The 25,740-nt window shown below is 45.3% G+C and carries 19 protein-coding genes; 16 read left to right on the forward strand and 3 right to left on the reverse strand.

The annotated features are described in order from the left end of the window. The 7 genes from NSA57_RS01320 (at position 1) to NSA57_RS01355 (ending at position 10,428) form a co-directional block, all read left to right on the forward strand. A complete protein-coding gene (locus NSA57_RS01320) occupies positions 1 to 1,362 on the forward strand; it encodes a TIGR02679 domain-containing protein (protein WP_022068909.1) in 1,362 nt (453 codons plus the stop codon). Between the two features lie 538 nt (positions 1,363 to 1,900). Then, positions 1,901 to 4,753 carry a cobalamin-dependent protein gene (locus NSA57_RS01330; protein ID WP_330671273.1) on the forward strand — a complete coding sequence of 951 codons (2,853 nt, stop codon included), beginning with the start codon at positions 1,901 to 1,903 and terminating at the stop codon, positions 4,751 to 4,753. Positions 4,754 to 5,084: 331 nt separating this feature from the next. Next, complete coding sequence (locus NSA57_RS01335) at positions 5,085 to 6,452, forward strand: hypothetical protein (protein ID WP_138270012.1); 1,368 nt, start codon at positions 5,085 to 5,087, stop codon at positions 6,450 to 6,452. Positions 6,453 to 6,481: 29 nt separating this feature from the next. Next, entirely contained in the window at positions 6,482 to 7,624 is a 1,143-nt protein-coding gene (locus tag NSA57_RS01340; protein WP_173752061.1) for an aminotransferase class V-fold PLP-dependent enzyme, read from the forward strand. A 47-nt stretch (positions 7,625 to 7,671) separates the two neighbouring features. Continuing rightward, entirely contained in the window at positions 7,672 to 7,971 is a 300-nt protein-coding gene (locus NSA57_RS01345; RefSeq protein WP_178709151.1) for a hypothetical protein, read from the forward strand. A gap of 119 nt (positions 7,972 to 8,090) precedes the next feature. After that, a complete protein-coding gene (locus tag NSA57_RS01350) occupies positions 8,091 to 8,951 on the forward strand; it encodes an AraC family transcriptional regulator (protein ID WP_138270015.1) in 861 nt (286 codons plus the stop codon). Positions 8,952 to 9,129: 178 nt separating this feature from the next. Further along, positions 9,130 to 10,428 (forward strand): ABC transporter substrate-binding protein, encoded by a 1,299-nt coding sequence (locus NSA57_RS01355; RefSeq protein ID WP_138270016.1) that lies wholly within the window; start codon positions 9,130 to 9,132, stop codon positions 10,426 to 10,428. Between the two features lie 374 nt (positions 10,429 to 10,802). Here the strand turns inward: NSA57_RS01355 and NSA57_RS01360 are convergent, their stop codons facing one another. Beyond that, the gene (locus NSA57_RS01360; protein ID WP_147598103.1) at positions 10,803 to 11,564 is read right to left on the reverse strand and encodes a response regulator transcription factor; all 762 of its coding nucleotides are present in this window, start codon (positions 11,562 to 11,564) and stop codon (positions 10,803 to 10,805) included. Continuing rightward, positions 11,542 to 13,368 (reverse strand): sensor histidine kinase, encoded by a 1,827-nt coding sequence (locus NSA57_RS01365; RefSeq protein WP_147598104.1) that lies wholly within the window; start codon positions 13,366 to 13,368, stop codon positions 11,542 to 11,544. Before NSA57_RS01365 ends, NSA57_RS01360 begins: the two co-directional genes overlap by 23 nt. 267 nt (positions 13,369 to 13,635) lie before the next feature. Here NSA57_RS01365 and NSA57_RS01370 point away from each other — a divergent pair, with 267 nt between their 5' ends. The 3 genes from NSA57_RS01370 to NSA57_RS01380 are packed head-to-tail and all read left to right on the forward strand — an operon-like array spanning position 13,636 to position 17,809. Next, positions 13,636 to 14,511, forward strand: a complete 876-nt coding sequence (locus NSA57_RS01370) for a carbohydrate ABC transporter permease (protein ID WP_138270019.1) — start codon at positions 13,636 to 13,638, stop codon at positions 14,509 to 14,511. Further along, entirely contained in the window at positions 14,511 to 15,341 is an 831-nt protein-coding gene (locus NSA57_RS01375) for a carbohydrate ABC transporter permease (RefSeq protein ID WP_147598105.1), read from the forward strand. The genes NSA57_RS01370 and NSA57_RS01375 overlap by 1 nt, the downstream gene beginning before the upstream one ends. 41 nt (positions 15,342 to 15,382) lie before the next feature. After that, complete coding sequence (locus tag NSA57_RS01380) at positions 15,383 to 17,809, forward strand: glycoside hydrolase family 31 protein (protein ID WP_257463768.1); 2,427 nt, start codon at positions 15,383 to 15,385, stop codon at positions 17,807 to 17,809. A 191-nt stretch (positions 17,810 to 18,000) separates the two neighbouring features. On the opposite strand, the gene NSA57_RS01385 is transcribed toward NSA57_RS01380, so the two are convergent. Then, a complete protein-coding gene (locus tag NSA57_RS01385) occupies positions 18,001 to 19,185 on the reverse strand; it encodes an iron-containing alcohol dehydrogenase (RefSeq protein ID WP_147598106.1) in 1,185 nt (394 codons plus the stop codon). A 280-nt stretch (positions 19,186 to 19,465) separates the two neighbouring features. Between NSA57_RS01385 and glyA the strand changes: the two genes are divergently transcribed. The 6 genes from glyA (at position 19,466) to accC (ending at position 25,728) form a co-directional block, all read left to right on the forward strand. Beyond that, a complete protein-coding gene (gene glyA, locus NSA57_RS01390; RefSeq protein WP_022068918.1) occupies positions 19,466 to 20,704 on the forward strand; it encodes a serine hydroxymethyltransferase in 1,239 nt (412 codons plus the stop codon). A gap of 117 nt (positions 20,705 to 20,821) precedes the next feature. Beyond that, positions 20,822 to 22,024: an NRAMP family divalent metal transporter gene (locus NSA57_RS01395; RefSeq protein ID WP_147598107.1), complete on the forward strand. Its 1,203-nt coding sequence runs from the start codon at positions 20,822 to 20,824 to the stop codon at positions 22,022 to 22,024. A 77-nt stretch (positions 22,025 to 22,101) separates the two neighbouring features. Then, positions 22,102 to 22,830, forward strand: coding sequence for a 5-oxoprolinase subunit PxpB (pxpB, locus tag NSA57_RS01400; protein ID WP_147598108.1), 729 nt, complete (start codon positions 22,102 to 22,104; stop codon positions 22,828 to 22,830). 1 nt (position 22,831) lies between these two features. Beyond that, positions 22,832 to 23,836: a 5-oxoprolinase subunit C family protein gene (locus NSA57_RS01405; protein WP_138270022.1), complete on the forward strand. Its 1,005-nt coding sequence runs from the start codon at positions 22,832 to 22,834 to the stop codon at positions 23,834 to 23,836. Positions 23,837 to 23,921: 85 nt separating this feature from the next. Beyond that, entirely contained in the window at positions 23,922 to 24,359 is a 438-nt protein-coding gene (gene accB / locus NSA57_RS01410; protein WP_257463770.1) for an acetyl-CoA carboxylase biotin carboxyl carrier protein, read from the forward strand. Between the two features lie 22 nt (positions 24,360 to 24,381). Beyond that, positions 24,382 to 25,728 (forward strand): acetyl-CoA carboxylase biotin carboxylase subunit, encoded by a 1,347-nt coding sequence (accC, locus tag NSA57_RS01415; RefSeq protein ID WP_022068923.1) that lies wholly within the window; start codon positions 24,382 to 24,384, stop codon positions 25,726 to 25,728. Positions 25,729 to 25,740: the final 12 nt, after the last annotated feature.

Here is a 25,740-nt window from a genome sequence, read left to right on the forward strand (position 1 = left end):
ATGACAGAAGGAGAGAAAAATAAAAACCTGAAGGAATGTCTGGAATATTTTCGTGAGCGTCCGGTTTATAAAAAGTTTTTCTCAAAATGGCGAGAGAAATATGCCGGACTGGGATATCTGGGCGGTAAGATAACGCTGACCGGATTGGATCAGGAGGAGAAGGCTCAGCTCAGTGGCTTTTTTCAAAAGGATTATACAGAAAGCAGGACTGTGACAATTTCTGCGCAGGTGTTTGAAAAAAGGCTTCAGAACAGCCGTTTTGCAGGAATTTCGGGAGAAGAGCTGCTGAAAGCATATTTTGAACAGCCATTGGTAATAAAAAAAGAAGAAAAACAGAAGGAACTGGAAAAAAGAGCTTTTTATTTCAATGATATTATAAAAAAATCTCAGGGAAATACGGCTTCTGTATGGCTGAAGCTGGTTCTGGCAAATCACCTTCCAGGTTATGAAATTCTGATTCAGCAGTATGGAGGTGATCCGGAGACATTTCGCAGTGTGCTGGAGAATTTTATGGCTGCAGTTCAGAGACTTACAGAAATGTTTAGAGAAGGAAACGGCTGCAGAGAACTGCTTCCTGTATTTTCTGCAAAGGTCACAGGCAATCCTCATTATTTTGACGCAGGTACTGCTGCCGAAAAATTACTGACTGCATTTTTTTCATGGCAGTTGTCGGACACAGACTCAGAGAAAATGACAGGTGCAGAGGAAAAGAACCGCCTTTTTTATCAGTGCGGGCTTTTGAGAGACGATTTGTCTAATGAGGTTCTGGCTTATGGTATCCGGGGCTGGAAAAGAGATGGAAGTCTTCACAGGGGAATAGAAGGATTTTTTCTTGAGAAGGAACCCATGCGTCTGACGCTGCACACCATGGGCAGTATTGAGGTTATCAGGGCGCAGCGGAAACAGGTTTATGTAGTAGAAAATCCGGCAGTATTTTCTGTTCTGACAGCCCGATATCCGGAATGTGCGGCTGTGTGTATCAATGGACAGCCAAGGCTTGCCGCTCTGCTTCTGCTGGACAGCCTGAAGGGCAGTCACAGATTCTTTTATGCAGGGGATTTTGACCCGGAAGGTATCCTGATTGCTCAGAGGCTGAAAGAACGATATGGTGAAAGTCTTCATCTCTGGAAATATGATAAAAAATGGTATCTGCAGTTTCTGTCCGAAGTGGAACTGAATCCCAGACGGCTTAAAAAGCTGGAACAGGTATATATAGACGAGCTTCTGGAAATCCGGGAGTGCATGAAAAAGAAGAAAAGAGCTGCCTATCAGGAGGCTATGATGGAGATTTATCTTGATGCAGTAAAATCTGAAGAGTCAGAAAATGGTTTTGTATCATCATCAGCAGATGAAAATGAATAAAATATTGTCAGAGGGTTACTGTTGTCGAATGGTGTCGATGAGATTTTGTTGACTTTCAGGCAGGAGGAGCATATACTGATAGTAGCTAAAAACGTTATGATTCTGACATTAGCGAAAACGAAAACCCCGGAAGTCTGCTACACTTCCGGGGTTTTCTATTCCTTTTATGTAAGGAGGCTTAGACCTTGAGGCTGTTACTGCCTGTTGTTTTTGTCCAGCCATTTGCAGATATAGTAGCTAACTATACCTGCTGCGACAGAAACAAAAAACGTCATGATAAGTTCTGACATCAGCATTCACCTCCTTTCTGCTGGAGGTTCGGCAGCAACTGTATTGTATCATTTGCAGTCAGAAAAATATGTCATATTCTGGTTACAAAGCTTGAAAATTTCAGCAGTGCAGAGGGATTTCTTTTAAATGCCTGTAATATGTAACTGAGAAAATTAAAATAGTACACATAAATAAAAAAATAGCAGAAGAAAATACAAGCTCTCCTGGGGTAAAATAAACTCAGTAATAACATACAGGAGGGTATGCCATGATAATCATTGGAGAAAAACTGAACGGTTCCATTCCGTCAGTTGCTAAGGCCATTGCAGATAAGGATGCGGAACTTATCAAAGAGAGAGCCAGAAAACAGGCAGAAGCGGGCGCCACATTTCTGGACGTGTGTGCTTCTGTTGAGGAGGACGTGGAAGTAGAAACTTTAAAATGGATGATTGATCTTGTACAGGAGGTAACAGATACGCCGATTTGTGTAGACAGTCCAAGTGCAAAATCCTGCGTAGCAGCGATCCCGTTCTGTAAAAGACCGGGACTGGTAAACTCTGTTTCCCTGGAAGGAGACAAAATTGACAGGATTTTCCCGGTCATTGCGGATACAGACTGGGAATGTGTTGCTCTTCTCTGCGACAATGACGGAATCCCGGATTCTGTAGAACGCAGGATGAAGGTTTTCCATGGAATCATGGAAAAGGCAAAAGAGTACGGAATTGCTCCGTCAAGATTACATATTGACCCGTTGGTAGTAACTTTGTCAACAGATGAGACTGCACTTACTGTATTTGCAGACTGCTGCCGTCAGATTAAGGCGGAATATCCGGAAATCCATATTACCAGCGGTCTTTCCAACATTTCATTTGGTCTGCCTGTAAGAAAAAATATCAATCAGGCATTTATGGTTCTTGCCATGAATGCAGGTATGGATAGCGCTATCGTAGATCCAACCAACAAAAATATGATCGGAATGATCTATGCCACAGACGCTCTTCTGGAAAGAGATGAATACTGCCTGAATTATATCGGGAAATTCCAGGACAGACCTCAGGAGTCAGAAGCAGAAGCGGCACCGCAGACACCGGCAGACGAGAAGATGCTGGCAGTCTTTAAGGCAACTCAGGACGGTAAAAACAAAGAAATCGGAAAATGTGTGCAGGATGCCATTGACGCAGGCTGCGATCCTACAGCAATTCTCAATGACGGTATGATCGGAGCTATGGCTGTGGTAGGTGAGAACTTCAAAAAAGAGATCATCTTTGTTCCGCAGATGCTGGCTGCAGCCCGCGCTATGAAGGCCGGTGTTGAGGTGCTGAAGCCGTATCTTGCAACAGGAGAGGCGGGAAGCGCAGGAAAGATCATTCTCGGTACTGTGGCAGGCGACCTTCACGACATCGGAAAAAATCTGGTGGGCATGATGTTTGAGAGCGCCGGATTTGAGGTTCTTGATCTTGGCGTGGACGTTCCCATCCAGACCTTTATTGATACAGTAAATGAACATAAGGATGCAACGATCGTTGCCCTATCCGCGCTTCTTACTACAACCATGCCGTCTCTGCGCGACACAGTTGCAGCTCTTCTGGAGCAGCCTTTCCGTCCAAGAATTAAAATTATGGTAGGAGGAGCTCCGATCACTCAGGAGTTTGCTGATGAGATCGGCGCAGACGCATATACCGAGGATGCGGCATCTGCAGCAGAGCAGGCAAAAAAATATGCGGATTCCGGTTTCTGTGCAAAGGCCGCAGCCGGAGAATTTGACCTTACTGAGGAAGAACTGAAAGCTTTTGAAGAAAAAAGAGCGGCAGAAAAAACAGAAGCAGCATCAAAAGAGAAAGCTGCGCCTGTAAAAGAAGCTGCAGTTCAGGTGAATTTTGACAAAACAAAAGTAGATATCAGCAAAGTACGTCTTCCCGGTCCGGGAGAAGGCTATAAGCTGAACTGGGAAGAAACAAAAGAGAAATTCCGTAATTACTGGGCTCACAAGAACACAGGCCGTCCGCTGATGTGCGTGATCGCAAGAAGACCGGAGATTGAACAGTATTCTGACGGAACTCCTGTAGACGGCGGATATCTGGGGCAGATCTGCCAGGGCAAATACTACAATATGCCGGATGAGCTGATGTGGAAGGATATGGAGGATAAATATCAGGATCCTCAGAGAATCGTAGACCGTTATCGTTTCTTCTGTGACACTCACGCATTCCTTGGCGAGAGTTTCCCGAACCTGAATGTTGACTTTGGACCGGGATCTCTGGCAGCCTACCTTGGATCCGAGATCGGCTTTAAAGAAGACACCGTATGGTTTAACAAGTGTCTGGACGGCTGGGATGGTGTTCCGAAGCTTCAGTTTGATCCGGAAAATAAATGGTTTAAGAAACATATCAATCTTGTGAAAAGCTGCCGTGAACTGGCTGGAAATGATTTTTATGTAGATATGCCTGACCTGATGGAGAATATTGATGTTCTGGCATCCCTTCGCGGAGCCCAGGAAACCTTGTTCGACCTTCTGGATGAGCCGGAAAAGGTAGGCGAGCGTATACAGGAAGTAACTGATGTTTACTATGATTATTATGACTGTTTCTACGATGCCATCAAAGACGAGGAAGGCGGCAACGCATACACTGTGTTCCAGATCTGGGGACCGGGAAGAACCGTGAAGCTGCAGTGTGATTTCTCAGCCATGATGTCACCGGAGGATTTCCGGAAATACATCCAGCCTTCACTGAGAACACAGTCTGAAAATGTGGATCATGTTCTTTATCATCTGGACGGACCGCAGGCGATCAAGCACATGGATGCTCTGATGGAAATTGACGGAATTGATGCTCTGCAGTGGACCAGCGGCGATGCCGGCCCGGACGGAACTCTTCCGGACTGGGATGTGATTTATGACAAAGCTATTGCAGCAGGAAAATCCATCTGGGTAAAGGTTTATTCCGGAGAGTTTGAGGACTGGATCAGAAACGTAGACCGTCTTGTAAAAAAATACGGTTCTCACAGCCTCTTCCTTCTGTTCCCGGAAATGTCCATGGAGCAGGCAGTATATCTTCTGGATTATGCAGAAAAGAACTGGAGCGATGTCAAAGGCACTTTCTGTGAGTCACTGGGAAGATAAATAAAGTTTACTTTTGAATTCCAATAAAATATATTCTGTAACACAGAAAAACCGCAGCAAAAGGGTTCCACGGCCCGGGCTGCGGTTTTGTTCTGATGAATATTTTATCCTTTGGTGACGGGGGCTGTCAGGCTGGTAAAGAAGAAATAAATGGATCAGATCATTATGATCGGCAGATTTATGATCGGTAGACTTTTTCCTGCAAAAACAGGAAAAAAGTACAGTGATATCACAAGATACAGGACGAAAATTCTATATTTCCTTTATATAATAGGTTTATCAGAAATAGGAAAACGTAAACTTATAAAATAAAAAGAGAGGAAACAGACAAATGAAACAGAAAGCTATGGAAACAAAACTGGTTGTAAGACCGCTGGTGGGATGCCTTACTCACACACATTTCTGGGAGGGACCGTGCAGAGCCGGACGGAGAGAGGATATGACTGAGGAAGCAGAGGCCAAAGCTGCAGACGAAGTTTTTAAAAGTTCTGTAGAGGGATTAAAACAGGTCATTGATGAGGTTGAATTTCTGGAGCCTCTGGATGTTCGCTATAATGAATCTTTCACTGTTGAGAAAGAGCTTTTTGCAAAAATAGGAGAAGATCTTGACAAAGTAGACTGTTTTCTGTGCATGGGCTGGAGAATCCCAAAGCTTGAACGTTATAATAAACCGGTGATCATCTGGCAGAACGGAAATGAGGGAATTGATTTTGCAGCTTATTGCCGTTCACTTGGAATAGAGGCTTATGTCTGTATGGATCTTCAGGATGTGAATGAGATCGCGCATATTCTCTGGGTAAGAAAAGCAGTTCAGAATACAAGAGCCCTTGTGCTGACTGCAGGATCTCAGCCGACTTTTGGGATCCAGAGCCTGATCCGTGATCCTGAGATTTTAAGACAGCGTTATGGCCTGGAAGTTGTGAAGCTTCCTTTTACATCTATTTTTAAATACATGGATGAGATCACAGACGAAGAAGCAAGACCAATTGCAGAAAAGATCATCAATGGTTCTTCAGATACCCAGGTAAATACAGAATGGTTCCTGAATGATATCAAATATTATCTGGCAGCAAAAAAAATGATGGATATTTATGACTGTAATGCATTTTCTACGGCCTGCCATGAGCTTTGCACCACAGAAATTCCGCAGCAGAGAAAATTTACCCCGTGTATGTGCCACTCTATTTTAAAAGATGAAGGGATTCCAAGTGGATGTGAAGAGGATCTCAATGCACTGATGGCAATGGTGATTCTGCAGTATGCAGCTCACCGGCCTGCATTTATGGGAAATCCCAATCATGAAACAGATGAACTGCTTCGTATTCATCATGCAGTTCCGGCGCTGTGCATGAATGGTTACGGAACCAAACCTCTGGAATATAAACTTTGGGCATTTACCGGTCAGGGATTCGGTGGCAAGCTTCAGGTTGATTTTACAGAGAATAATGAGGATTATGTAACTCTGGGACGATTTAATCCGGCAGGCGATACCATGTGCGTAAAGGTAGGGGAAGTCATCCGTTCCGAGTATGCAGAGACTTACTGCAGTCCTTATTATTATATTAAAATGGATGACGCAAGAGAGTATATGCATAATCTGGCAGGCTTTGGCCATCATCAGGTACTGGTGTTTGGCGACTATAGAAAAATTCTGAAAAAAATCGCAAAAGTTATGAATTTTAATATACTGGAAGGCTGACGGGAATCAGCCGGGGAGGAGGGAGAGGTTTGATCTATCTGAACAATGCAGCAACCTCATATCCGAAACCATCCTGTGTAAAAGAAGCAGTGCAGGCATGTCTGGAAGACGTGCCTGCTTCTCAGTTTCGGGGAGGAATGCAGATTGGAAAAAAGGATATTGAAGAAGCCTGCAGAGAGCGTCTGGGCAGGCTTTTGGGTATTTCTGAGTATTCCAGGATATATTTTACTTCAGGTGCCACAGAAGCCCTGAATACAGTGCTGGGAGGATTACTGCTGGATGGGGAGATTCTGGTTACTCAGACAGAGCATAACAGTGTTCTGCGGCCTGTCAGAAATCTTCTGTCAGCACAGAAACTGGAAATGAAAGTGATTCCCTGTGAAAAAGACGGCAGGATCACACTGGCAGCACTGGAAAGTTCTGTGACTTCCCGGACCAGAGCAATTGTAGTAAATCACTGTTCCAATGTGACCGGGTGTATTCAGGATATGGATATGGTGGGAAGATTTGCAGAAAAACACGGACTGATCTTCATTGCAGATGTTTCTCAGAGTGCAGGCTGTATTCCCATAGATGCAGAGAAATGGGGAGCAGATGCCCTTGTTTTTACAGGACATAAAAGCCTTATGGGAATTCAGGGAACAGGAGGCTTTTATATACGGCCGGGACTGAGGCTGATCCCGTTGAAATTTGGGGGAACAGGAACAGACAGCGCAAAACTTGTTTATGAGAATGACGATTATGAATATGAGCCGGGAACCCATAATCTTCCCGGGATCACAGCCCTTTATGCCGGAGTGGGATTTATTCTTGAGACAGGTGTGGAGATAATCCATAAAAAAGAAAGAAATCTGATGGAGATTTTGTATGAGGAACTTGAAAGGATTCCCGGAATTCAGGTTTATGGAAATAAGGAGACATGCAGAGGCCCGGTGCTGAGCATGAATTTTACAGGGCTTTCTCCGTCGGACAGTGCCTATATTCTTGGGGATACCTATGGAATAACAGTCAGGGCAGGGCTTCACTGTTCGCCGCTGATCCATCAGGCAATGGGAACCGGGGCAAGGGGAACTGTAAGGGTCAGTGTTTCCTGGTTCACAACCGAGGAGGAAATAAGAAGCTTTATAAAGGCGGCAGAAGAAATTGCAGAATCTCTGACAGGAGTTTTTTGAAGGTTTTATCAGAAAAAGCTTTGTTTACAGATCAGGAGAAATTGGAAATGAAGATTGTGGAAAAAACAGAATCAAGAGAAAAGTGCGCAGAAGCCGGATGGTTTGCCTGGGACTGTCTTCTGGATCATAAAATAAACAGGGAGTTTATTTTAAGTCTGAAACCTCTGGGGGGATTTGTGTATCTGGATATGCTCAGACAGCCGTTTTTCAAAATTGAAAATGATTATTATATGATAAAAGGAATAGAGGGAAACAACTATTTTCGCATAGCAGTACATGGAAAACACCAGGAGTATCTTGAAAAAATTGAAGAATTTGTCAACACAGAAAAACAGAATAGTTTATAAATAATCCCTTAAAAGTCTGTTTTATGATTATTTCTGACAATAATTGCGCTTAAAACCGGCATTTGTTATAATGTCTGAAGAATCACGCCATTACACAGCGGCAGAAAGGACATTATAAGATGAAGCTTATCAGAGATAATATTGCGCTGGATAAGGATTTTCCCTTTCAGATATCAGAGGTGGTGCTGAATCATAAAAACAGCCGACCGGATACCTTTCACTGGCACAGTTATTTTGAGATCACTTACGTACAGGAAGGACAGGGAAATTATTCTGTCAACGGACAGGAGTATATGATGAAACCGGGGGATATTATTATTTTTAATAATGTGGAAGCCCATGGCTGGAAGCTGATGGGAGAAGATATGAAGCTTCTGGTAATGATTTTTTCCCCGGAATTTGTGGCAGAAAAGCTCAGTGTTTTTGACTCTGAATATCTGAAGCCTTTTGTAGAGCGGGGAAGTAATTTTAAAAACAGGATCGGAAGTGAAGAGCCGGTAAGTCATGAGATCCGCAAAGGAATCAGGGAGATTTATGCAGAGTGGCAGCAGCAGAAAGAGGGATATCCTCTGATGATCAAGGCAAATATCCTTCGTATACTTACCATGCTGATCCGCACCTATCAGGATGAAAGTAAATCAGGAGAGATGCTGAAGGAAAAAAAGTCTGCCATGAAGCGTCTGGAGCAGGCGATTTCCTATATAGATCATCATTACAGTGAAAAAATCACCCTGGATGAAGTGGCGGCAGCGGCTTATATGAGTTCCAATTATTTTTCCTCTTATTTCAGGAAGGTAACCGGTATCAGCTTCAGTGAATATGTGACCCGCATTCGTATCAGCCACGCCAGAGAACTTTTAAGAGATACGGACAAAAGTGTTACGGAAATCGCCATGGAATGTGGATTTCATAATATCTCCAATTTTTACCGTCTGTACAAAAAACAGGTGGGAAAGCCGCCAAGGGATGAGAAAAAGTAAAATCTGTATGGCATAAATTTTTCGGGGAAAAGCAGTATTTCAGTGTATGAACAAAAATTATGACATCTGAGATCACAGATAAGTTAAAAAATGACAAAAAGAGCTGCGCAATTTCCATGTTCTTTTGGTGAATGTGCTGGTATGATAAAACCATCAAGAAAACAGGAGGGTTTTTACGATGAAGAAAAAATTAGTGGCTGCACTTCTTTGTGGTGCAATGGCAGCAGGATCTATCACTGTATATGCAGAGACAGTTCATGCGGAGGGCGATACAACCATTACTGTAATGGCAAGTCAGGACTGGGTGTATGACGCGGAGATGGAGCTTGGCAAAAAATTTGAGGAAGAGACCGGAATCAAGATTGATTATCAGATTGTCCCGGCTGATCAGTATTACAATATGCTGATGACAAAACTGAACAGTGGTGAGGGTCCGGATATCTTTGGCGGACAGGCCGGAGCCTTTGATATTGTTTCCCAGTATAACGTAGAAGAAAACGCAGTAGATCTTTCCGATCAGCCATGGGTAGAGACCTATGATGAGTTTGCAAAAGAGCAGACTTCTGTAGGCGACAAGGTTTACGGAATGACTTATTTCGACGTTTCCACAGATTATTATGTAATTTACAACAAGAAGATTTTTGAAGAGAATAAGCTGGAAGTTCCCACTACATTTGCAGAGTTTGAGGAAGTATGTCAGACACTTCTTGACAATGAGGTAACTCCAATCTATGAGCCATGTGCAGACGGCTGGCATCAGACTATGTGGTTTACTGAGATCGGCGGAAAATATGAGGATCTTGTTCCGAATATTGTAGATGATCTGAACAATAACAAGATCAAATTTGCAGATGTTCCTGAACTGAAACAGGCACTTGACCAGCTGAACGATATGGCCCAGAAAGGCTATTTCGGCGACAACTACCTGTCTGACGAGTACACAGATCTTCTTATGTATCTTGGAACAGGCGAGTACGCAATGGCTCTTGAGAAACCCGGTCAGATTCCGGCAATCGCAGCAGCTTCCGAAGGCGCTTACACAGAGGAAGACTTTGGTATGTTCAAGATTCCGCTTCTTGACAACGACATTCTGAACGTACATCCGGTTGGACCGTCCAGATTTATTTATTCCGGTTCTGAGCATCAGGAAGAAGCAAAACAGTACCTTGAGTACATTGCTTCTGCTGACAGTGTACAGTACATGATTGACAACTGTGACAAGATCGAGAACCTTCCTTTCGAGGTTGGTCAGACACCTTCCTACAGCGATGAAACAAAAGAGTTTATCGATTCTGCTGAGAAGCAGGGAACTGTATTCCAGGATACTATTAAATACCTGAATCCTCAGTGGACAGAGCTGACACAGGATATCGTATCCATGTTTATCGGCGATATGACCTCTGAGGACGTTCTGAACGCAATCGACGAGAGACGCGCAACTCAGGCAGAGGCAGTTGGAGACGAAGCCTGGAAATAATTTATAAGTGATTTTAAAGCATAAAGGGCGGCATAGCGAAAGCTATGTCGTTCTTTTTAAGGTTCTTTTAAAATGAAAATATAAATAAGCAAATATTAAATTTTTCACAACAGGATCTGCAATACTCGAAGGAAATACTCGAGCGTAGAAGAAATATTAAGCGGGATTATGTATGGCACAAAGACAGATCAATAAAGGATTTGTACACTTTTTTAAGCTTTGTACAGGAAAAACAGCAATGCATAAAGATCAGCAGAATAAAAAGACCTGTAATCAGTTCTGTAAACCGATAACAGGTCTTTTCAGTACCAAAAAAGTGTAGTTGTCAGAGAGTAATTAACTCTGATACCTGCACTTATTTTTATTGCTGCAAATTATTCTTCCATCTGCGGTTTCTGGCGGTACGCAGTAGGATTTATTCCGGTAAGCTTGCGGAAGGTTTTGCTGAAATGGAACTGATCCGGGTAGCCGACTTTTTCACCCACCTCACGGATGGGAAGAGTGGTATTTAACAAAAGATGCTTGGCTTCGTGGATGCGTACGTCTGTAAGATACTTTAACGGTGTGTTTCCCACGTATCTGTTGAACAGCTTTGTGAGATACGCAGAGCTGAAGCCCATACGGGAAGAAATATCCGAGAAGTCAATATCGTCCATGTAGTGATTGCGGATATAAAGAACTACGTAGTCTACGATTTCCTGGGAATCCTTTCCCGCCATGGAGGTGTCCTCCTCCAGCTCATAATATTTCTGCAGAGCAAGGCTTGCCTTTCCAAGAGTGCTTTCCAGACTTTCACGGGTCACAGGCTTCAGGAGATAGTCAAATACACCCTGGCGCAGAGCCTCCTGAGCGTACTGGAAGTCTGCATAGCCGGACAGGATCACAGTAAGAATATGGGGATACTGCTGGTGGATGTTACGGGCAAGAGTCAGTCCATCCATAACAGGCATACGGATATCTGTGATGATGAGATGGATATCCTCCTGCTTCAGGGCATCCAGAGCTTCCTGTCCGTCCATTGCCTGACAGACTACCTTGTAGCCGTTGTCCAGAGCGTCGATGTGTCTGGCAAGAGACTGGCGGAGCAGTTCTTCGTCTTCAACCAGCATGATGTTATAATGTTTGATCTTTTTCATGAAAACGTCCTCCTACAATTACAAAAGCGCCTCCTTCGGGCAGATTTCCGAACTGGAACAAAAAAGAGCTTCCGAACAGAAGATAAAAGCGGATAAAAATATTGAGAATACCCATGCCGTCCAGCTCCAGGCTGGGAAGCCGGCTGTATTTCAGGATTTCATCCATCTGAGATCGGAGATGTCTGTCTACCTCCGGGTCAAAGCCGGGGCCGTTGTCCTTTACGGAGATCAGCCACTGTCCGGCATCAATGTAGCCCTCAATGCGGATATGCCAGGGCGGCGCTGTTTTTGATACAAATTTTACCGAATTTTCAATCAGAAGCTGGATGCACAGCTTGGGGATCTTCAGATCCAGAAGATCATCGCCAATGTCAAACTCATAAGTGAATTTGTCCTTAAAGCGCATTTTCATACAGTTTAAATAAAGAGAACAGTGCTCCAGTTCCTCCTCCACTGTGGAAACTGATTCTTTGTCTGAAGATATGTATCGGAGAATGGAGGTGATATCCTGGCACATGGAGGTGACCTCCTCCGTCATTCCCTCTTCGGCCATAGCTCCGATGGTATTCAGGGAATTGTAGAGAAAATGAGGATTCATCTGTGCCTGTAAAGCAAGCATCTGGGCCTGTATCTCAGATTCCTTCATCACAAGAAGGGATTCCGTTGCAGCCTCCTGGGCGCGGATGGAGCTGTTCAGAGAGTCGCGCAGCCGGTCGATCTCTATGACTCCGGAATCTTTCAGACTGATCTGCCGGAACTTTCCGGCGGAATCAGACTGTGACAGAAACTGGTGCATTTCTGTCAGTGGCTGGGCAAGCCTGCGGCTTAAAAATCCTGCCACAAAATAGCAGACTACAAACAGACTGAGAGCCAGCAGGGGAATCCACATGAGGCTGGCAAGGATGGGAGTATAAAAGCCTGTGTTATTAATGGATGCAGTTACAGTAAATCCGCTGTAGTCCAGAGGGCACACAGTGACAAACTCTTTTTGCTGCTTCAGATCATTATATATCCGGGCGCTGTCTGAAGAAAGATCACGGGAGTTAAGTTCCGTGAAATAATCAAAGTGTTTTTCACCGCCAGAGGCAGTATCCGGATAAATCTGCCTGCCGTCCTCATCATACACGGTGATATCAATACTGGAAGAAGTGGTGGGCGAAAGCGCTTCCTCAAAAAGCTCATCATAGTATTTGGACACTTCCACAAAGCCGGCAGGATTATGGTAGTTGTCAAAGTACATACGGTAAAGGGAAAAATAAAACCTGTCAGTCTCAGTTCCTGAGTGCCGGGAGAGAAGAGGATGGCTGTCAGCCTGAAAAAAACGGTAGCCGTCCTTTTCTACCGCTCCCTTATACCAGGGAAGATCGGCTGTACTTTTGGACAGTCTGCCGTAATAGTTTCCCACTCCATATCCGCCTGACTCCATGGAATAAAGATTCACCTGGCGGATGGAGGTGTCAATTCCTCGTATGGAAACAAGAGAGTTGTTCAGCTGATTCTGCTGCTGACGCCGCTCATAGGCGGAGGCATTTTTGTTCTGGCTCCACTCAGCAAAGGTGTCTTTTACGGAGGTGGAGTTGATCACATTAAGACATATATTATCCATCTGGCTGATCTGAAGGTCAATGGCATCGCCAATACTGGAGCTTGTGCGGATAATGTCATTCTCCATATTTTTGTACATTTTTGTGTACTGGATCAGATAGACAATGGCTGAGACTATGATCAGCAGCGCTGCGGTTACCGATAAAAAACGGTAAAACAGAATGGTCTGAATACTCTTTTTTCCATGTCTGGCAAACATAAGACACACCTCCGATTTTATCTTTTGCCATTGCACCATGGTCACTAAACTTGGTGTTCGCATCGCTCGACCTCGTTAAGTGTCCAGGCATATATTCTCACTAAATTCATCCTGCGTCTTTGACTTGGATTCATTAAGTGTTCATATTGTACCACATCTGGTTAAAAAAATACATAAATAAAACAGGCGAGTGCATGGGAAAATTATGCGTTTTACCCTAAAATAAAGAAAAACAGAGAGAAACAAAGAGAAATGGAGGAGGATTTTGTGAACAAATCAAAAATTTATCCCTGGTATTTTGCAGCAGGCGCTATTTTTATCTATACGGCCCTGTCCGTTATTCCCGGGATCATTGGAATCGGCTATTCTTTTACAGACTGGTCTGCATATTCAAAGGAGCTGAATTTTGTTGGCTTTCAAAATTTTATTGATGTATTCAGCGGCGACCAGGATTATCTGCAGTACATACTGAACACACTTTTATTTACTGTGGTGACCACTGCTGCAAAAACAGGACTGGGACTTTTGTTCGCCCTTGCCCTCAGCAGGAATATTAAGGCAAAGAATTTCCACAGAGGCGTAATGTACATGCCGTCAGTTCTTTCTATTCTGATCATTGGCCTTGTATTTACTTCCATTCTGAATCCGAAAAACGGTCTTCTTAATGAGGGACTTCGGATGATCGGTCTGGAAAGTCTTACACAGAGATGGCTTACCGATCCGCAGATCGCATTCTGGTCTGTTATGGGGGTTGATATCTGGCGTGGAACCGGATACATTATGACAATTCTGATCGTGGGCATTCTTGCCATCCCCAATGTTTATTATGAGGCCGCAAGTATTGACGGAGCAAACGGATTTAAAAAATTCAGCTACATTACTCTTCCCATGCTGAAGCAGACTCTGGCAGTAACTATCGTACTGAACGTGCTTTATGGCCTGAAGGTATTTGATATGGTATATGCCCTGACAAACGGAGGACCGGGACACAGAACAGAGGTTATGTACACTGCAGTATTTAAGCAGTTTTCCCAGGGCCTGTATGCACAGGGCACCACTATCAGTTCCGTTATGTTCATTTTTATGGTGATCGTAGGCTACTTTATGATTAAGATTCTGACGAAAGATGAGGTGATCGAGTAATGAATGCGAAAACCAAGAAAATCATTCTGACAATATTAAAAAATATCCTTGCATGGATTTTTTCTCTGATCATGCTGATCCCTCTTCTTCTGATCGTGATCAATGCATTTAAACCGGATTCTGAGGCCCTTACCTTGTCTCTGACGCTTCCAAAGATTTGGGAGTTCAGTAATTTTTCAGTTGTGATTGAAAAAGGAAAGCTGGGAACCAGCTTCCTGAACAGTCTTCTGTATGCAGGCTGCGCAACGGTCATTACTGTAATCCTTGCATCCATGGCAGCCTATGTACTTGCCAGAAGACGGGGAAAAGCTGACAACAGACTGTATATGTACATGGTTCTGGGTATTGTGATCCCCATTAACTATGTATCTCTGATGAAAGTGATGCAGGTGACACAGTTAAATGATACAAGGCTGGGTATCATTCTTCTGTATGTGGCAATGCAGCTTCCGTTTTCTGTATTCCTTTTGTACGGCTTTGTGTCAAAGGTTCCGGTGGATCTGGATGAGGCGGCAGTGCTGGACGGCTGCGGACCCTGGAGACTTTTCTTTAATATCGTCATGCCGATGATGAAATCAAGTATGGTGACAGCGGCAGTTCTCTGCTTCCTGAATACATGGAATGAGTTCGTAATGCCTCTGTATTTCCTGAATTCTTCCGAAAAATGGCCGATGACACTGGCTGTATACAATTTCTTCGGACAGTATTCAAAGAGCTGGAACCTGATCTGTGCGGACATTCTTCTGACCTGTCTGCCGGTTATCATTATGTATCTGGTGTGCCAGAAGCATATCGTAGGCGGACAGACCGCCGGAGCAGTAAAGGGCTGATGCCCTTTTTCTGCTTAATCTGAAAATAAAGGAGAAGTATTATGGGTATTATGCAGAAACATGAGTGGGAATTTCGATTAAAGGACGGAAACTGCAGGGTTCAGGCAGTACGTAACAATATTATCAGATGTTCTTACACAAAAAGAGAGAACTGGGAGCAAAAGTCACCTGTTGGCATTAAGGTATGTCCGGAAAGCTCTTTTAGTGTCAGTGAGGGCGGAGAAAAAACTGTTTTCCGGACAGAGAGAGTGGTTTTGGAGGCTGACAGCAAAAACGGAGGCTTTGTATGGCGGAATGCTGATGACGGCCGTGTACTTTTGAAGGAGGGCCGCAAGGAACTGACAGAGGCTCCTCTTATGGTTTATTCTACAGGGGGCGAGGAGCCTGTTATCAAAAGAGTTCAGACCGTAGACGGCGAGAGAAATTTTGTGCAGAATCTGAAGGCTGTGGAGGATCACATGGCCTTTCACGGAAAACTGAACTTCTGCTGGCAGCCGGACGAGCATATCCATGGTCTTGGACAGGGGGAGGAAGGCATTTATGATTATCGTGGAAACGTTCAGTACCTTTATCAGCATAATATGCGCATCCCGATCCCCTTCCTGGTATCGGACAGGGGATATGGAATCCTGGTGGACTGCGGCTCCCTGATGACCTTTAACGACGACTGCAGAGGCTCCTGGCTGTATCTGGATATGATCGAGCAGCTGGATTATTATTTTATCAGAGGAGAGAACCTGGATGAGATCATCAAAGGCTTCCGTTTTCTTACAGGACGGGCCGTGATGCTGCCCAAATGGTCCTTTGGCTATGTGCAGTCCAAAGAAGCCTACAAAACTCAGGACGAGGTAGTTGGTATTGCAAAGAAATACCGTGATCTTGACATTCCTCTGGACTGTGTGGTACAGGACTGGAATACCTGGGAGCCGGGCAAATGGGGAAACAAGCGTGTGGACAGAGAACGCTATCCAAGCCTGACAGAAATGAATCAGAAGCTTCACGATATGCATGTGCATTCCATGGTATCGGTATGGCCGAATATGAATTCCGGAACAGAGGATTACGAGGAGATGAAGGCGGCAGGACATCTTTTTTATGATTATGCCACCTACAATGCTTTTTCTGAGGAAGCAAGAGAACTTTACTGGAAACAGGCGGAGAGGGAGCTGTTTTCCGGAGGCTTTGATTCCTGGTGGTGTGATTCTACAGAGCCCTTTTCCGGCCCGGACTGGAATGGTGAGTTTAAAAGAGAGCCATGGGAGCGTTTCCGCCTGGTAGGAGACGAGCACCGCAGATTCCTTGGGGCAGAGAGGGCAAACCTTTATGCGGCTGCACATGCTCAGGGGATTTATGAAAATCAGAGAAAGTCCAATCCGGACAAACGTGTTCTGAACCTGACACGCTCCGGTTATGCATCCAGTCAGAAATTCGGAACTGTCCTGTGGTCAGGAGATATTTTTGCCTCCTGGGATACCATGAAAAAACAGATCCATGAGGGGCTGAATATGTGTATGAGCGGTATGCCCTACTGGACTCTTGATATCGGCGGTTTCTTTACCGTAAACGAAAACTGGCAGCACAGAGGCTGCTCCTGCAGCAAGGATCCAACGCCAAAGTGGTTCTGGAGAGGGGATTACGAGGAAGGTGTGGAGGATTACGGTTACAGAGAACTGTATGTGCGCTGGTTTGAGCAGGGAGTTTTTCTTCCCATGTTCCGTTCACACGGCACGGACACCCCCAGGGAGGTGTGGAATTTCGGCAGGCCAGGCGAGCCTTTCTATGATGCGCTTGTAAAGAATATTGAGCTGAGATACAGACTGATGCCTTATATTTACTCCAATGCAGCAAGAATCTGGACAGATGATTATACAATGATGAGAAGCCTGCTTTTTGATTTTGCACAGGATAAACGCGCAGCGGCGCTGGGAGATGAGTATATGTTTGGCGACAGCCTTCTGGTATGCCCGGTAACAGAACCTATGTATTATGAGAGGGAAAGCCGCGCCATTGACCGTGAGAAGCTCTGGAACTGCTATCTTCCGGCGGGAACGAAATGGTATGATTTCCATACGCTGAAAGAATATGAGGGGGGCACAGAGGTGGAAGCGGACGCTTCCCTTGACCATATTCCGGTATTTGTAAAGGCCGGAGCTGTCATTCCCATGGAGCAGAAAATGCGCTATGCGGACGAGGCGGTGGATACACCCTTTGAGATCCATATTTATCCGGGCGCTGACGGAAGCTTTGTTCTGTATGAGGATGACGGAGACGGATATGCATATGAGCAGGGCAAATATAACCAGATTTCTCTTACCTGGAAGGATGATGAGCACTGCCTGACAATCGGCGCAGCAGAGCATACCTTTGCACAGGGGCTGAAGGGACGTGAATGCCGCGTGATCCTGGAAGGAGATAAGGTGGAGAAACGTTTTGTATATGACGGAAAGGAGAGACGTATTTCTCTGTAAGAGAACAGGTGTGCTTCCGGCTGATTAAGTTTTCTAATCTCTGAAAGTGCTGTTCTGCATAAATAAAAAAGAATCCTGAAATTCACCTTTATTTCTGAAACAGATCAGGAATCTGCGGTGAAATTTCAGGATACTGACAAAAACTTTATTTCGATAGAAAAGACAGTTATCAGGTAGGCAGACCGGAAGGGTCAGCGGGCCATAAGATAGATTTTTTCCATGTCTTTCATATTCAGCTGTTTGAAGACGCCGATGGTACGGGTGTCTTCAAAACTGCATTTAAAGGCAAGCTCATGAATCTGTTTTTCGTTCAGATCAAGACCGAGCTCCCGGAGGCTGGTGGGCATTTTTATGGAGCGGAAAAAATCTTCCATGGCTTCAATGCCGGCCAGCGCTGTTTTTTCAAAATCCACATAGCAGGGAATATCAAATACATTTGTTGCAAACTGGGCGAAGCGCTCCGGGTTTTCCAGATATACATATCGTGCCCAGCTTCCCCAGATAGCGGCAAGTCCGGCGCCGTGCGCCACATCATACAGACCACCCAGCTCATGCTCAAGCTGATGGCAGGCCCAGTCGCCGCCACCTGTTCCGCAGCCTGTAAGCCCGTTGTGGGACAGGCTTCCGGCCCACATCACTTCGGCCCTTGCATTGTAGTTGCCCGGCTCTTTCATAAGTATTCTGGCATTGTAGATCACAGTCTGCATCAGGGACTCGCTGATACTGTCAGTGATCTCCATAGTTTCCAGATTGACAAAGTATCGTTCCATGGTATGCATGAGAATATCCACACATCCGCTCTCAGTCTGGTACTGGGGCAGTGTATAAGTAAGTCTGGGATTTAAAAGAGCGAATTTCGGACGGCAGAGATCGCTTCTGGTGCTTCCCCGCTTCAGCCATCCGTCCTCGTTGGTGATCACACAGGAACCGCTCATTTCACTTCCTGATGCGGCAATAGTGGGAATGGCGCCAATGGGAAGGCAGTCTTTGGGCACTTCTGTTTTCAGGAAGAAATTCCATACATCTGTCCAGGGGTTGGCAACGCCGTAGCCGATAGCCTTGCAGGAATCAATGACGCTTCCGCCTCCTACGGCAAGAAGAAAATCCACCTGCTCTTTTTTACACAGCTCAATTCCTTCGCAAACCTTGCTGAGTCTGGGATTGGACACAACGCCTCCCAGCGTGACAAAATCCACCCCGGCTTCGGCAAGGCTGGATTTGATCTGATCCAGAAGTCCGGAAGAAACAGCGCTTCCGCTGCCGTAATGGATCAGAACTTTTTTGCAGCCGTATTCTTTCAGAAGTTCGCCGGCCTTCATGTGTGTATCTTTTCCAAAAATCACCCTTGTGGGGGTGTAATATTCAAAGCCTCTCATAGCAAATGCTCCTTTTATGTTAATACTTCACTCTATTATAAAAAAGATATCATAAATAGTCAAAAAAAACTTAATGAAATTGAAAAAGAATACAAAAATTTTTGTATGACGGACAAATGTCTTTTTCTCGTTGACATAGATAGGGGATTCAGGTATAATCAATTCTAGTGTTGCGGAGAGCAGTAACAGTTTTAAGCACGGAAGGTCTGAGGGATTCAGAGAGTCTGAAGCAGACATGGACGTTTCGTTACGGAGAAAGATATTTACAAGGAGGATGAGCATGTATTCATTAGAAGAAATTCAGCAGACAGATAAAGAGATCGCGGATCTGATTCAGGCGGAGGTGCAGCGTCAGAATTCTCACATCGAGCTGATAGCATCCGAAAACTGGGTGAGCAGGGCTGTTATGGCAGCAATGGGAAGTCCGCTGACAAATAAATATGCAGAGGGATATCCGGGCAAACGATTTTACGGCGGGTGCGCCTGTGTGGATGAAGTCGAGCAGCTTGCGATCGACAGGGCGAAAGAGCTTTTTGGCTGCGAATATGTAAATGTTCAGCCTCATTCCGGAGCCCAGGCAAACATGGCAGTATTTTTTGCAATGCTGAAGCCGGGGGATACCGTGCTGGGCATGGATCTTGCCCACGGAGGCCATCTGACACATGGAAGTCCGGCAAATATGTCAGGTACTTATTTCCATGCGGTTTCCTATGGAGTAAATGATGACGGCATCCTGGACTATGACGAGGTTCGCAGGATTGCGCTGGAATGTAAGCCCAAAATGATCGTCGCAGGTGCCAGTGCCTATGCCCGCACCATTGATTTTAAGAAGTTCCGTGAGATTGCAGACGAGGCGGGAGCATATCTTATGGTGGATATGGCTCATATTGCCGGTCTTGTGGCAGGCGGACAGCATCCAAGTCCTGTCCCTTATGCTGACGTTGTAACAACAACCACACATAAGACACTGAGAGGCCCAAGAGGCGGACTGATCATGAGCAGCGCAGAAAATGCAAAGAAATTTAACTTTAACAAAGCTGTTTTCCCGGGAATCCAGGGAGGCCCTCTGATGCATGTGATCGCTGCCAAGGCGGTATGCCTGAAAGAAGCTCTGCAGCCGGAATTTAAAGAGTATGCCCGCATGGTAGTGGAAAATGCTCAGGCGCTCTGCAAAGGACTTCAGAACAGAGGCGTTGATATTGTATCCGGAGGAACCGATAATCATCTGATGCTGGTAGATCTGAAAAACCTTGGGGTAACAGGAAAAGAAATGGAAAATCTTCTTGACGAGGCAAACATTACCTGCAATAAAAACACCATTCCAAATGATCCTCAGTCTCCGTTTGTAACAAGCGGCGTACGTCTGGGAACACCGGCAGTAACCTCCAGAGGAATGAAGCCGGAAGATATGGATGTGATCGCGGAAGCCATTTCTCTGATGCTGAAAAGCCGTGATAACAGAGAACAGGCAAAGGCCCTTGTAAAAACACTGACAGATAAATATCCGCTTGTGGGTTAATCAAAAAATTCTTGTTGGATACTGTAAATTATGATATAATAAACAAAGAGTTTGAAGCAGGCACTCTGCGCAACGCAGAGTGTCTTTTTCTATCAAAAACGAAAAGGAGGAAAGAGCATGAGCGAAAAAAAGAAGAACGGAGGTGCGCTTCTGGGTGCAGCCTTTCTGATGGCAACCTCAGCGATCGGACCTGGATTTCTCACTCAGACATCTAAATTCACCAGTGATTTTCAGGCAAGCTTCGGATTTGTAATCCTGATCTCCATTCTACTGTCAGCAGTGGCGCAGATGAATATCTGGAGAGTACTGTGCGTGACAGGACTGAGAGGACAGGAGGTTGCAAATAAAGTGCTTCCGGGACTTGGATATCTGGTAGCTTTTATGGTGGTCTTAGGCGGTCTGGTATTTAATATCGGCAACGTTGGCGGAGGTGCGCTGGGCTTTAATACCCTTCTGGGAATTCCGACCAAGGTGGGATATGTACTTGCCGGAGTACTGGCAATCCTGGTATTTCTTTCCAGAAATGCAAAGGGCGCCATGGACACACTGACAAAGGTTCTCGGAGCAATTATGATCGTTGTTATCTTTATTGTGATCGTAGTTGTAAAGCCTCCGGTAGGATCAGCCATTAAGAATACGTTTGTTCCGGATGCAGGGGTACAGGCTCTTGTGCCTGCGATCATCACACTTCTGGGCGGAACAGTGGGAGGATACATTACCTTTGCCGGAGCTCACCGTCTGATCGATGCAGGTATTACAGGTGAAAAGAATTTAAAAGAGATCAACAAAAGCTCTGTAATGGGAATCGGTATTGCAACGATCGTACGTATTTTCCTGTTTCTGGCAGTGCTTGGCGTAGTAGTAAAGGGTGTGGCTCTTGATCCTGCCAACCCGGCAGCAGATGCGTTCAGAAAAGGCGCGGGAGAGATCGGATACCGTTTTGCAGGACTTGTTCTTTTGTGTGCGGCAATTACTTCTATCATTGGTGCAGCCTATACTTCCGTATCCTTTTTAAAGACCTTCCATCCGGCTATCGAAAAGCACGAGAATGGTGTGATTATCGGTTTTATCGCAGCATCTACGCTGATCATGCTGATTCTTGGAAATCCGGCAACTCTTCTTGTGGTTGCAGGCGCTCTGAACGGACTGATTCTTCCGATCACTCTGGGAATCTGTCTGATCGCATCAAAGAAAAAGGCTATTATGGGAGAAAATTATCATCATCCCGCATGGCTTCTGGTACTTGGAATTATTGTAGTTATTATTTCTGCTTATCTTGGAATCACAACCTTTGTATCAAATCTGGGAAGTTTATTCTGAGCATAGTGAGAACGGGGAAAGGTGTGGTCGCAGAGGCTTACACCTTTTTCTGATATTTATGAATCAAGGAGAAAAACATGCAGAATATCAGAATTTTAACAGCAGGGGATTCTTCTATTTTGATTGAATTCGGAAAGGAGATCAGTCCGGAGATCAACAGGAAGATTTCTGCTACTATTCAGCTTATGAAGGAACAGCACATTGAGGGCGTGGTGGACATGATTCCTGCATTCTGTTCTCTTCTGATCAATTATGATCCCCGAGTGATCTCCTATGATGAGATCCGGGAAAGAATGCAGGCACTGGTAAAGGTGGAAGTAAAAGCCGGAGAGACCTGCAAAAGGATTTTTGAGATTCCGGTATGCTATGGCGGCGAATATGGACCGGATATTGCGAACATTGCAGAGCATGCAGGTCTGACAGAGGAAGAGGTGATCCGCATTCATTCCTCAAAAGACTATCTGATCTATATGCTGGGCTTTTTGCCGGGCTTTACCTATCTGGGGGGACTGGATGAACGGCTCCATACCCCAAGACTTGCCAATCCGAGAATACGGATCAGTGCAGGCAGTGTGGGAATCGGAGGTTCTCAGACAGGTATTTATCCACTGGATTCTCCGGGAGGCTGGCAGCTTATGGGTATGACTCCGGTAAAAACCTATGATCCGGACCGGGAAGTGCCGATTCTGGTAGAAGCCGGAGATTATATCAGGTTTGTCCCGGTGGACGAGGAAGAATATCTGCGTATCAAGGATGCTGTGGAACGTGGAGAATATCAGTGCGTGATCCACGAGGAAGAGGTGTAAAATGGGAATTCGTGTATTAAAAGGCGGAATGTTGACAACAGTTCAGGATCTTGGCCGAACCGGATATCAGAGTCAGGGCTTTTCCGTGGCAGGCGTCATGGATGTGCGTTCCTTTAAAATCGCCAATCTTCTTCTGGACAATCCGGAAAACGAGGCGGTACTGGAAATGACGCTGATCGGTCCCACACTGGAATTTACATCAGCAACCATTATTGCCATTACCGGAGGAGATTTTCAGCCTCAGGTCAATGGAGAACCGGTACCTATGTACACGGCTCTCTATATGAATAAGGGAGATATTCTGAAATTCGGAAGCGCAAGAACAGGAAGCAGAGGATATATTGCCTTTTCCAGTTATCTGGATATTCCGGTGGTTATGGGAAGCCGATGCACCAATATGAAAAGCGGAATCGGAGGCTTTAAGGGAAGGAAGCTTCAGGCGGGAGATTACATGAATTTCCGTATAAAGAGAAGATACCTTCCGTTTTTCCTTTCCAGAAAGCTGGAGCCGGAAAATTTTGATCAGGACCAGGCAGAGATCCGCGTGGTCATGGGACCTCAGGAAGAGCTTTTCAGCAGACAGGGAATCGAGACATTTCTAGGCAGCGAGTATACAGTAACAAGTGATTTTGACAGAATGGGCTGCAGACTGGAGGGACCGTTTATCGCTCCAAAGGAAACCTCAGATATCATTTCCGACGGAATTGCTTTTGGCTCTGTGCAGGTTCCCTCTCACGGAAAACCGATCATTCTTCTTTCTGACAGACAGACAACAGGAGGATACGGAAAGATCGCCACAGTGGCGTCTGTAGATATTCCGGCAGTAGTCCAGAGAAAAACAGACCAGAAGCTCCGGTTCCGCGCAATTTCCGTGCAGGAAGCCCAGGCTCTTTACCTGAAAGAAATCGAAGAGCTGGATGCCATGAGAAAGATCATACATCAGCCCTGCAAAGAGGTTCTGGACTGCAGACTGGTTGCAAAAAGACTGAGGAAATTATTCGAATAAAGTTTTGTACAGGACAGTGCTGTGAGAGCAGCAGCCTGTACCTTCAGGTATCAATAGAAAATGCAGCAGAAAAGGAGAGATACGAATGGATTTAGAAAAAATTGAAGGACTGGTAAAAATAATCGAAAATTCTTCTCTGACAGAATTTACTCTGAAAGAGGGCGATATGAAGATCACAATGAGCAAGCTGGATCATCCTCCTGTAGTGGCAGCCGGAGTGCCGGCAGCAGCGGCTGCGGGTGCACCGGAGCCGGCTGTGGAAGAAGCGGATCAGGAAGATGAGAAGCTCTTTATCACTTCTCCCATTGTGGGAACCTTTTATTCAGCTCCGGCGCCGGATGCCCCGACTTTTGTAAAGGTGGGAGACCAGGTAAAAAATGGACAGACAGTATGTATTCTGGAAGCGATGAAGCTGATGAATGAGATCCAGAGCGATTTTGACTGTGAGATCGAAGCAGTTCTTGTAAGCAATGAGCAGAAGGTAGAATACGGACAGCCTCTGTTCCGTGTAAAAAAATTATAAAAGCCGGAGGGAGGCCTGAATATTGTTTAACAAAATTTTGATTGCCAACCGGGGAGAAATTGCTGTCCGAATTATCCGCGCCTGCAGAAATTTAGGCATACGCAGTGTGGCTGTCTATTCCAAAGAGGATGCCAAAAGCCTTCATGTACAGCTGGCAGACCAGAGAATCTGTATTGGAGAGGGCCCTGCCAGAAACAGTTATCTGAATATGGACAGGATCATCCAGGCAGCCAGAAATATGGGAGCGGACGCCATTCATCCCGGATTTGGATTTTTATCTGAAAACAGTGAATTTGTCCGCAGATGTCAGGAAAACGGGATTACCTTCATAGGTCCGGACGCAGACGTGATCGATAAAATGGGAAATAAATCTCAGGCAAGAAAAACCATGATGGAAGCCGGAGTTCCTGTAGTACCGGGAACAAAGGAACCTGTTTATGATGCGGAAACAGGACTGAAGCTTGCCGGAGAGATCGGATATCCGGTTATGATCAAGGCATCCTCCGGAGGCGGCGGAAAAGGAATGAGAGTAGCTGCTTCAGAGGATGAATTTGAATTTCAGTTTAATGTGGCTCAGAGAGAATCGGCAAACGCTTTTGGCGACGACACCATGTATATTGAGCGGTTTGTGGAAAATCCCCGTCATGTGGAAATTCAGATCATGGCAGATAAATTCGGAAATGTTGTGGCTCTTGGAGAAAGAGACTGCTCTGTTCAGAGAAATCATCAGAAGCTGATCGAGGAATCTCCGTCTCCGGCCATCACAGAGGAAACCAGAGAAAAAATGAACCAGTATGCGGTACTGGCTGCGAAAACAGTAAACTACACCAATGCGGGAACCATTGAGTTTATTGTAAGCCCAAAGGGTGAATTCTTTTTTATGGAAATGAACACCCGAATCCAGGTGGAGCATGGCGTTACAGAAATGGTTACAGGCACGGATCTGATCATTGAGCAGATCAGAGTTGCCATGGGACTTCCTCTTAGCTTTAAACAGGAGGATGTGAAGCTGCGCGGTCATGCCATTGAGTGCAGAATCAACGCAGAGATACCGGAAAAGAACTTTATGCCAAGTCCCGGTGTGGTTCAGCATCTTCATCTTCCGGCAGGAAACGGAGTAAGGGTGGATACCGGACTTTATACAGGATACCGGATTCCTTCTGAATACGATTCCATGATCGCAAAGGTGATCGTCCATGCTCCGGACCGGGAGGCTGCTCTTCAGAAAATGCGTTCTGCGCTGGATGAGATGCTGATCGTAGGAGTGGAAACAAATCTTGATTTTCAGTATCAGATCATGAGACATCCGGTATTCTGTGAAGGAAAGGCAGATACAGGATTTATTGAAAATCTGATGCATATTAAATAGGAGTGACAGGAT

Source organism: Blautia caecimuris (genome assembly GCF_024622975.1).
In the GTDB taxonomy this organism is placed as follows: Bacteria; Bacillota; Clostridia; order Lachnospirales; family Lachnospiraceae; genus Blautia_A; species Blautia_A caecimuris.

Coding starts and splice junctions, on each gene's coding strand:
- NSA57_RS01380 (WP_257463768.1), top strand. CDS start 15,383: ATGGGTATTATGCAGAAACATGAGTGGGAATTTCGATTAAAGGACGGA.
- NSA57_RS01345 (WP_178709151.1), top strand. CDS start 7,672: ATGAAGATTGTGGAAAAAACAGAATCAAGAGAAAAGTGCGCAGAAGCC.
- NSA57_RS01335 (WP_138270012.1), top strand. CDS start 5,085: ATGAAACAGAAAGCTATGGAAACAAAACTGGTTGTAAGACCGCTGGTG.
- NSA57_RS01350 (WP_138270015.1), top strand. CDS start 8,091: ATGAAGCTTATCAGAGATAATATTGCGCTGGATAAGGATTTTCCCTTT.
- glyA (WP_022068918.1), top strand. CDS start 19,466: ATGTATTCATTAGAAGAAATTCAGCAGACAGATAAAGAGATCGCGGAT.
- NSA57_RS01365 (WP_147598104.1), bottom strand. CDS start 13,368: ATGTTTGCCAGACATGGAAAAAAGAGTATTCAGACCATTCTGTTTTAC.
- pxpB (WP_147598108.1), top strand. CDS start 22,102: ATGCAGAATATCAGAATTTTAACAGCAGGGGATTCTTCTATTTTGATT.
- NSA57_RS01320 (WP_022068909.1), top strand. CDS start 1: ATGACAGAAGGAGAGAAAAATAAAAACCTGAAGGAATGTCTGGAATAT.
- NSA57_RS01405 (WP_138270022.1), top strand. CDS start 22,832: ATGGGAATTCGTGTATTAAAAGGCGGAATGTTGACAACAGTTCAGGAT.
- NSA57_RS01395 (WP_147598107.1), top strand. CDS start 20,822: ATGAGCGAAAAAAAGAAGAACGGAGGTGCGCTTCTGGGTGCAGCCTTT.
- NSA57_RS01375 (WP_147598105.1), top strand. CDS start 14,511: ATGAATGCGAAAACCAAGAAAATCATTCTGACAATATTAAAAAATATC.
- NSA57_RS01330 (WP_330671273.1), top strand. CDS start 1,901: ATGATAATCATTGGAGAAAAACTGAACGGTTCCATTCCGTCAGTTGCT.
- NSA57_RS01385 (WP_147598106.1), bottom strand. CDS start 19,185: ATGAGAGGCTTTGAATATTACACCCCCACAAGGGTGATTTTTGGAAAA.
- accB (WP_257463770.1), top strand. CDS start 23,922: ATGGATTTAGAAAAAATTGAAGGACTGGTAAAAATAATCGAAAATTCT.
- NSA57_RS01355 (WP_138270016.1), top strand. CDS start 9,130: ATGAAGAAAAAATTAGTGGCTGCACTTCTTTGTGGTGCAATGGCAGCA.
- NSA57_RS01360 (WP_147598103.1), bottom strand. CDS start 11,564: ATGAAAAAGATCAAACATTATAACATCATGCTGGTTGAAGACGAAGAA.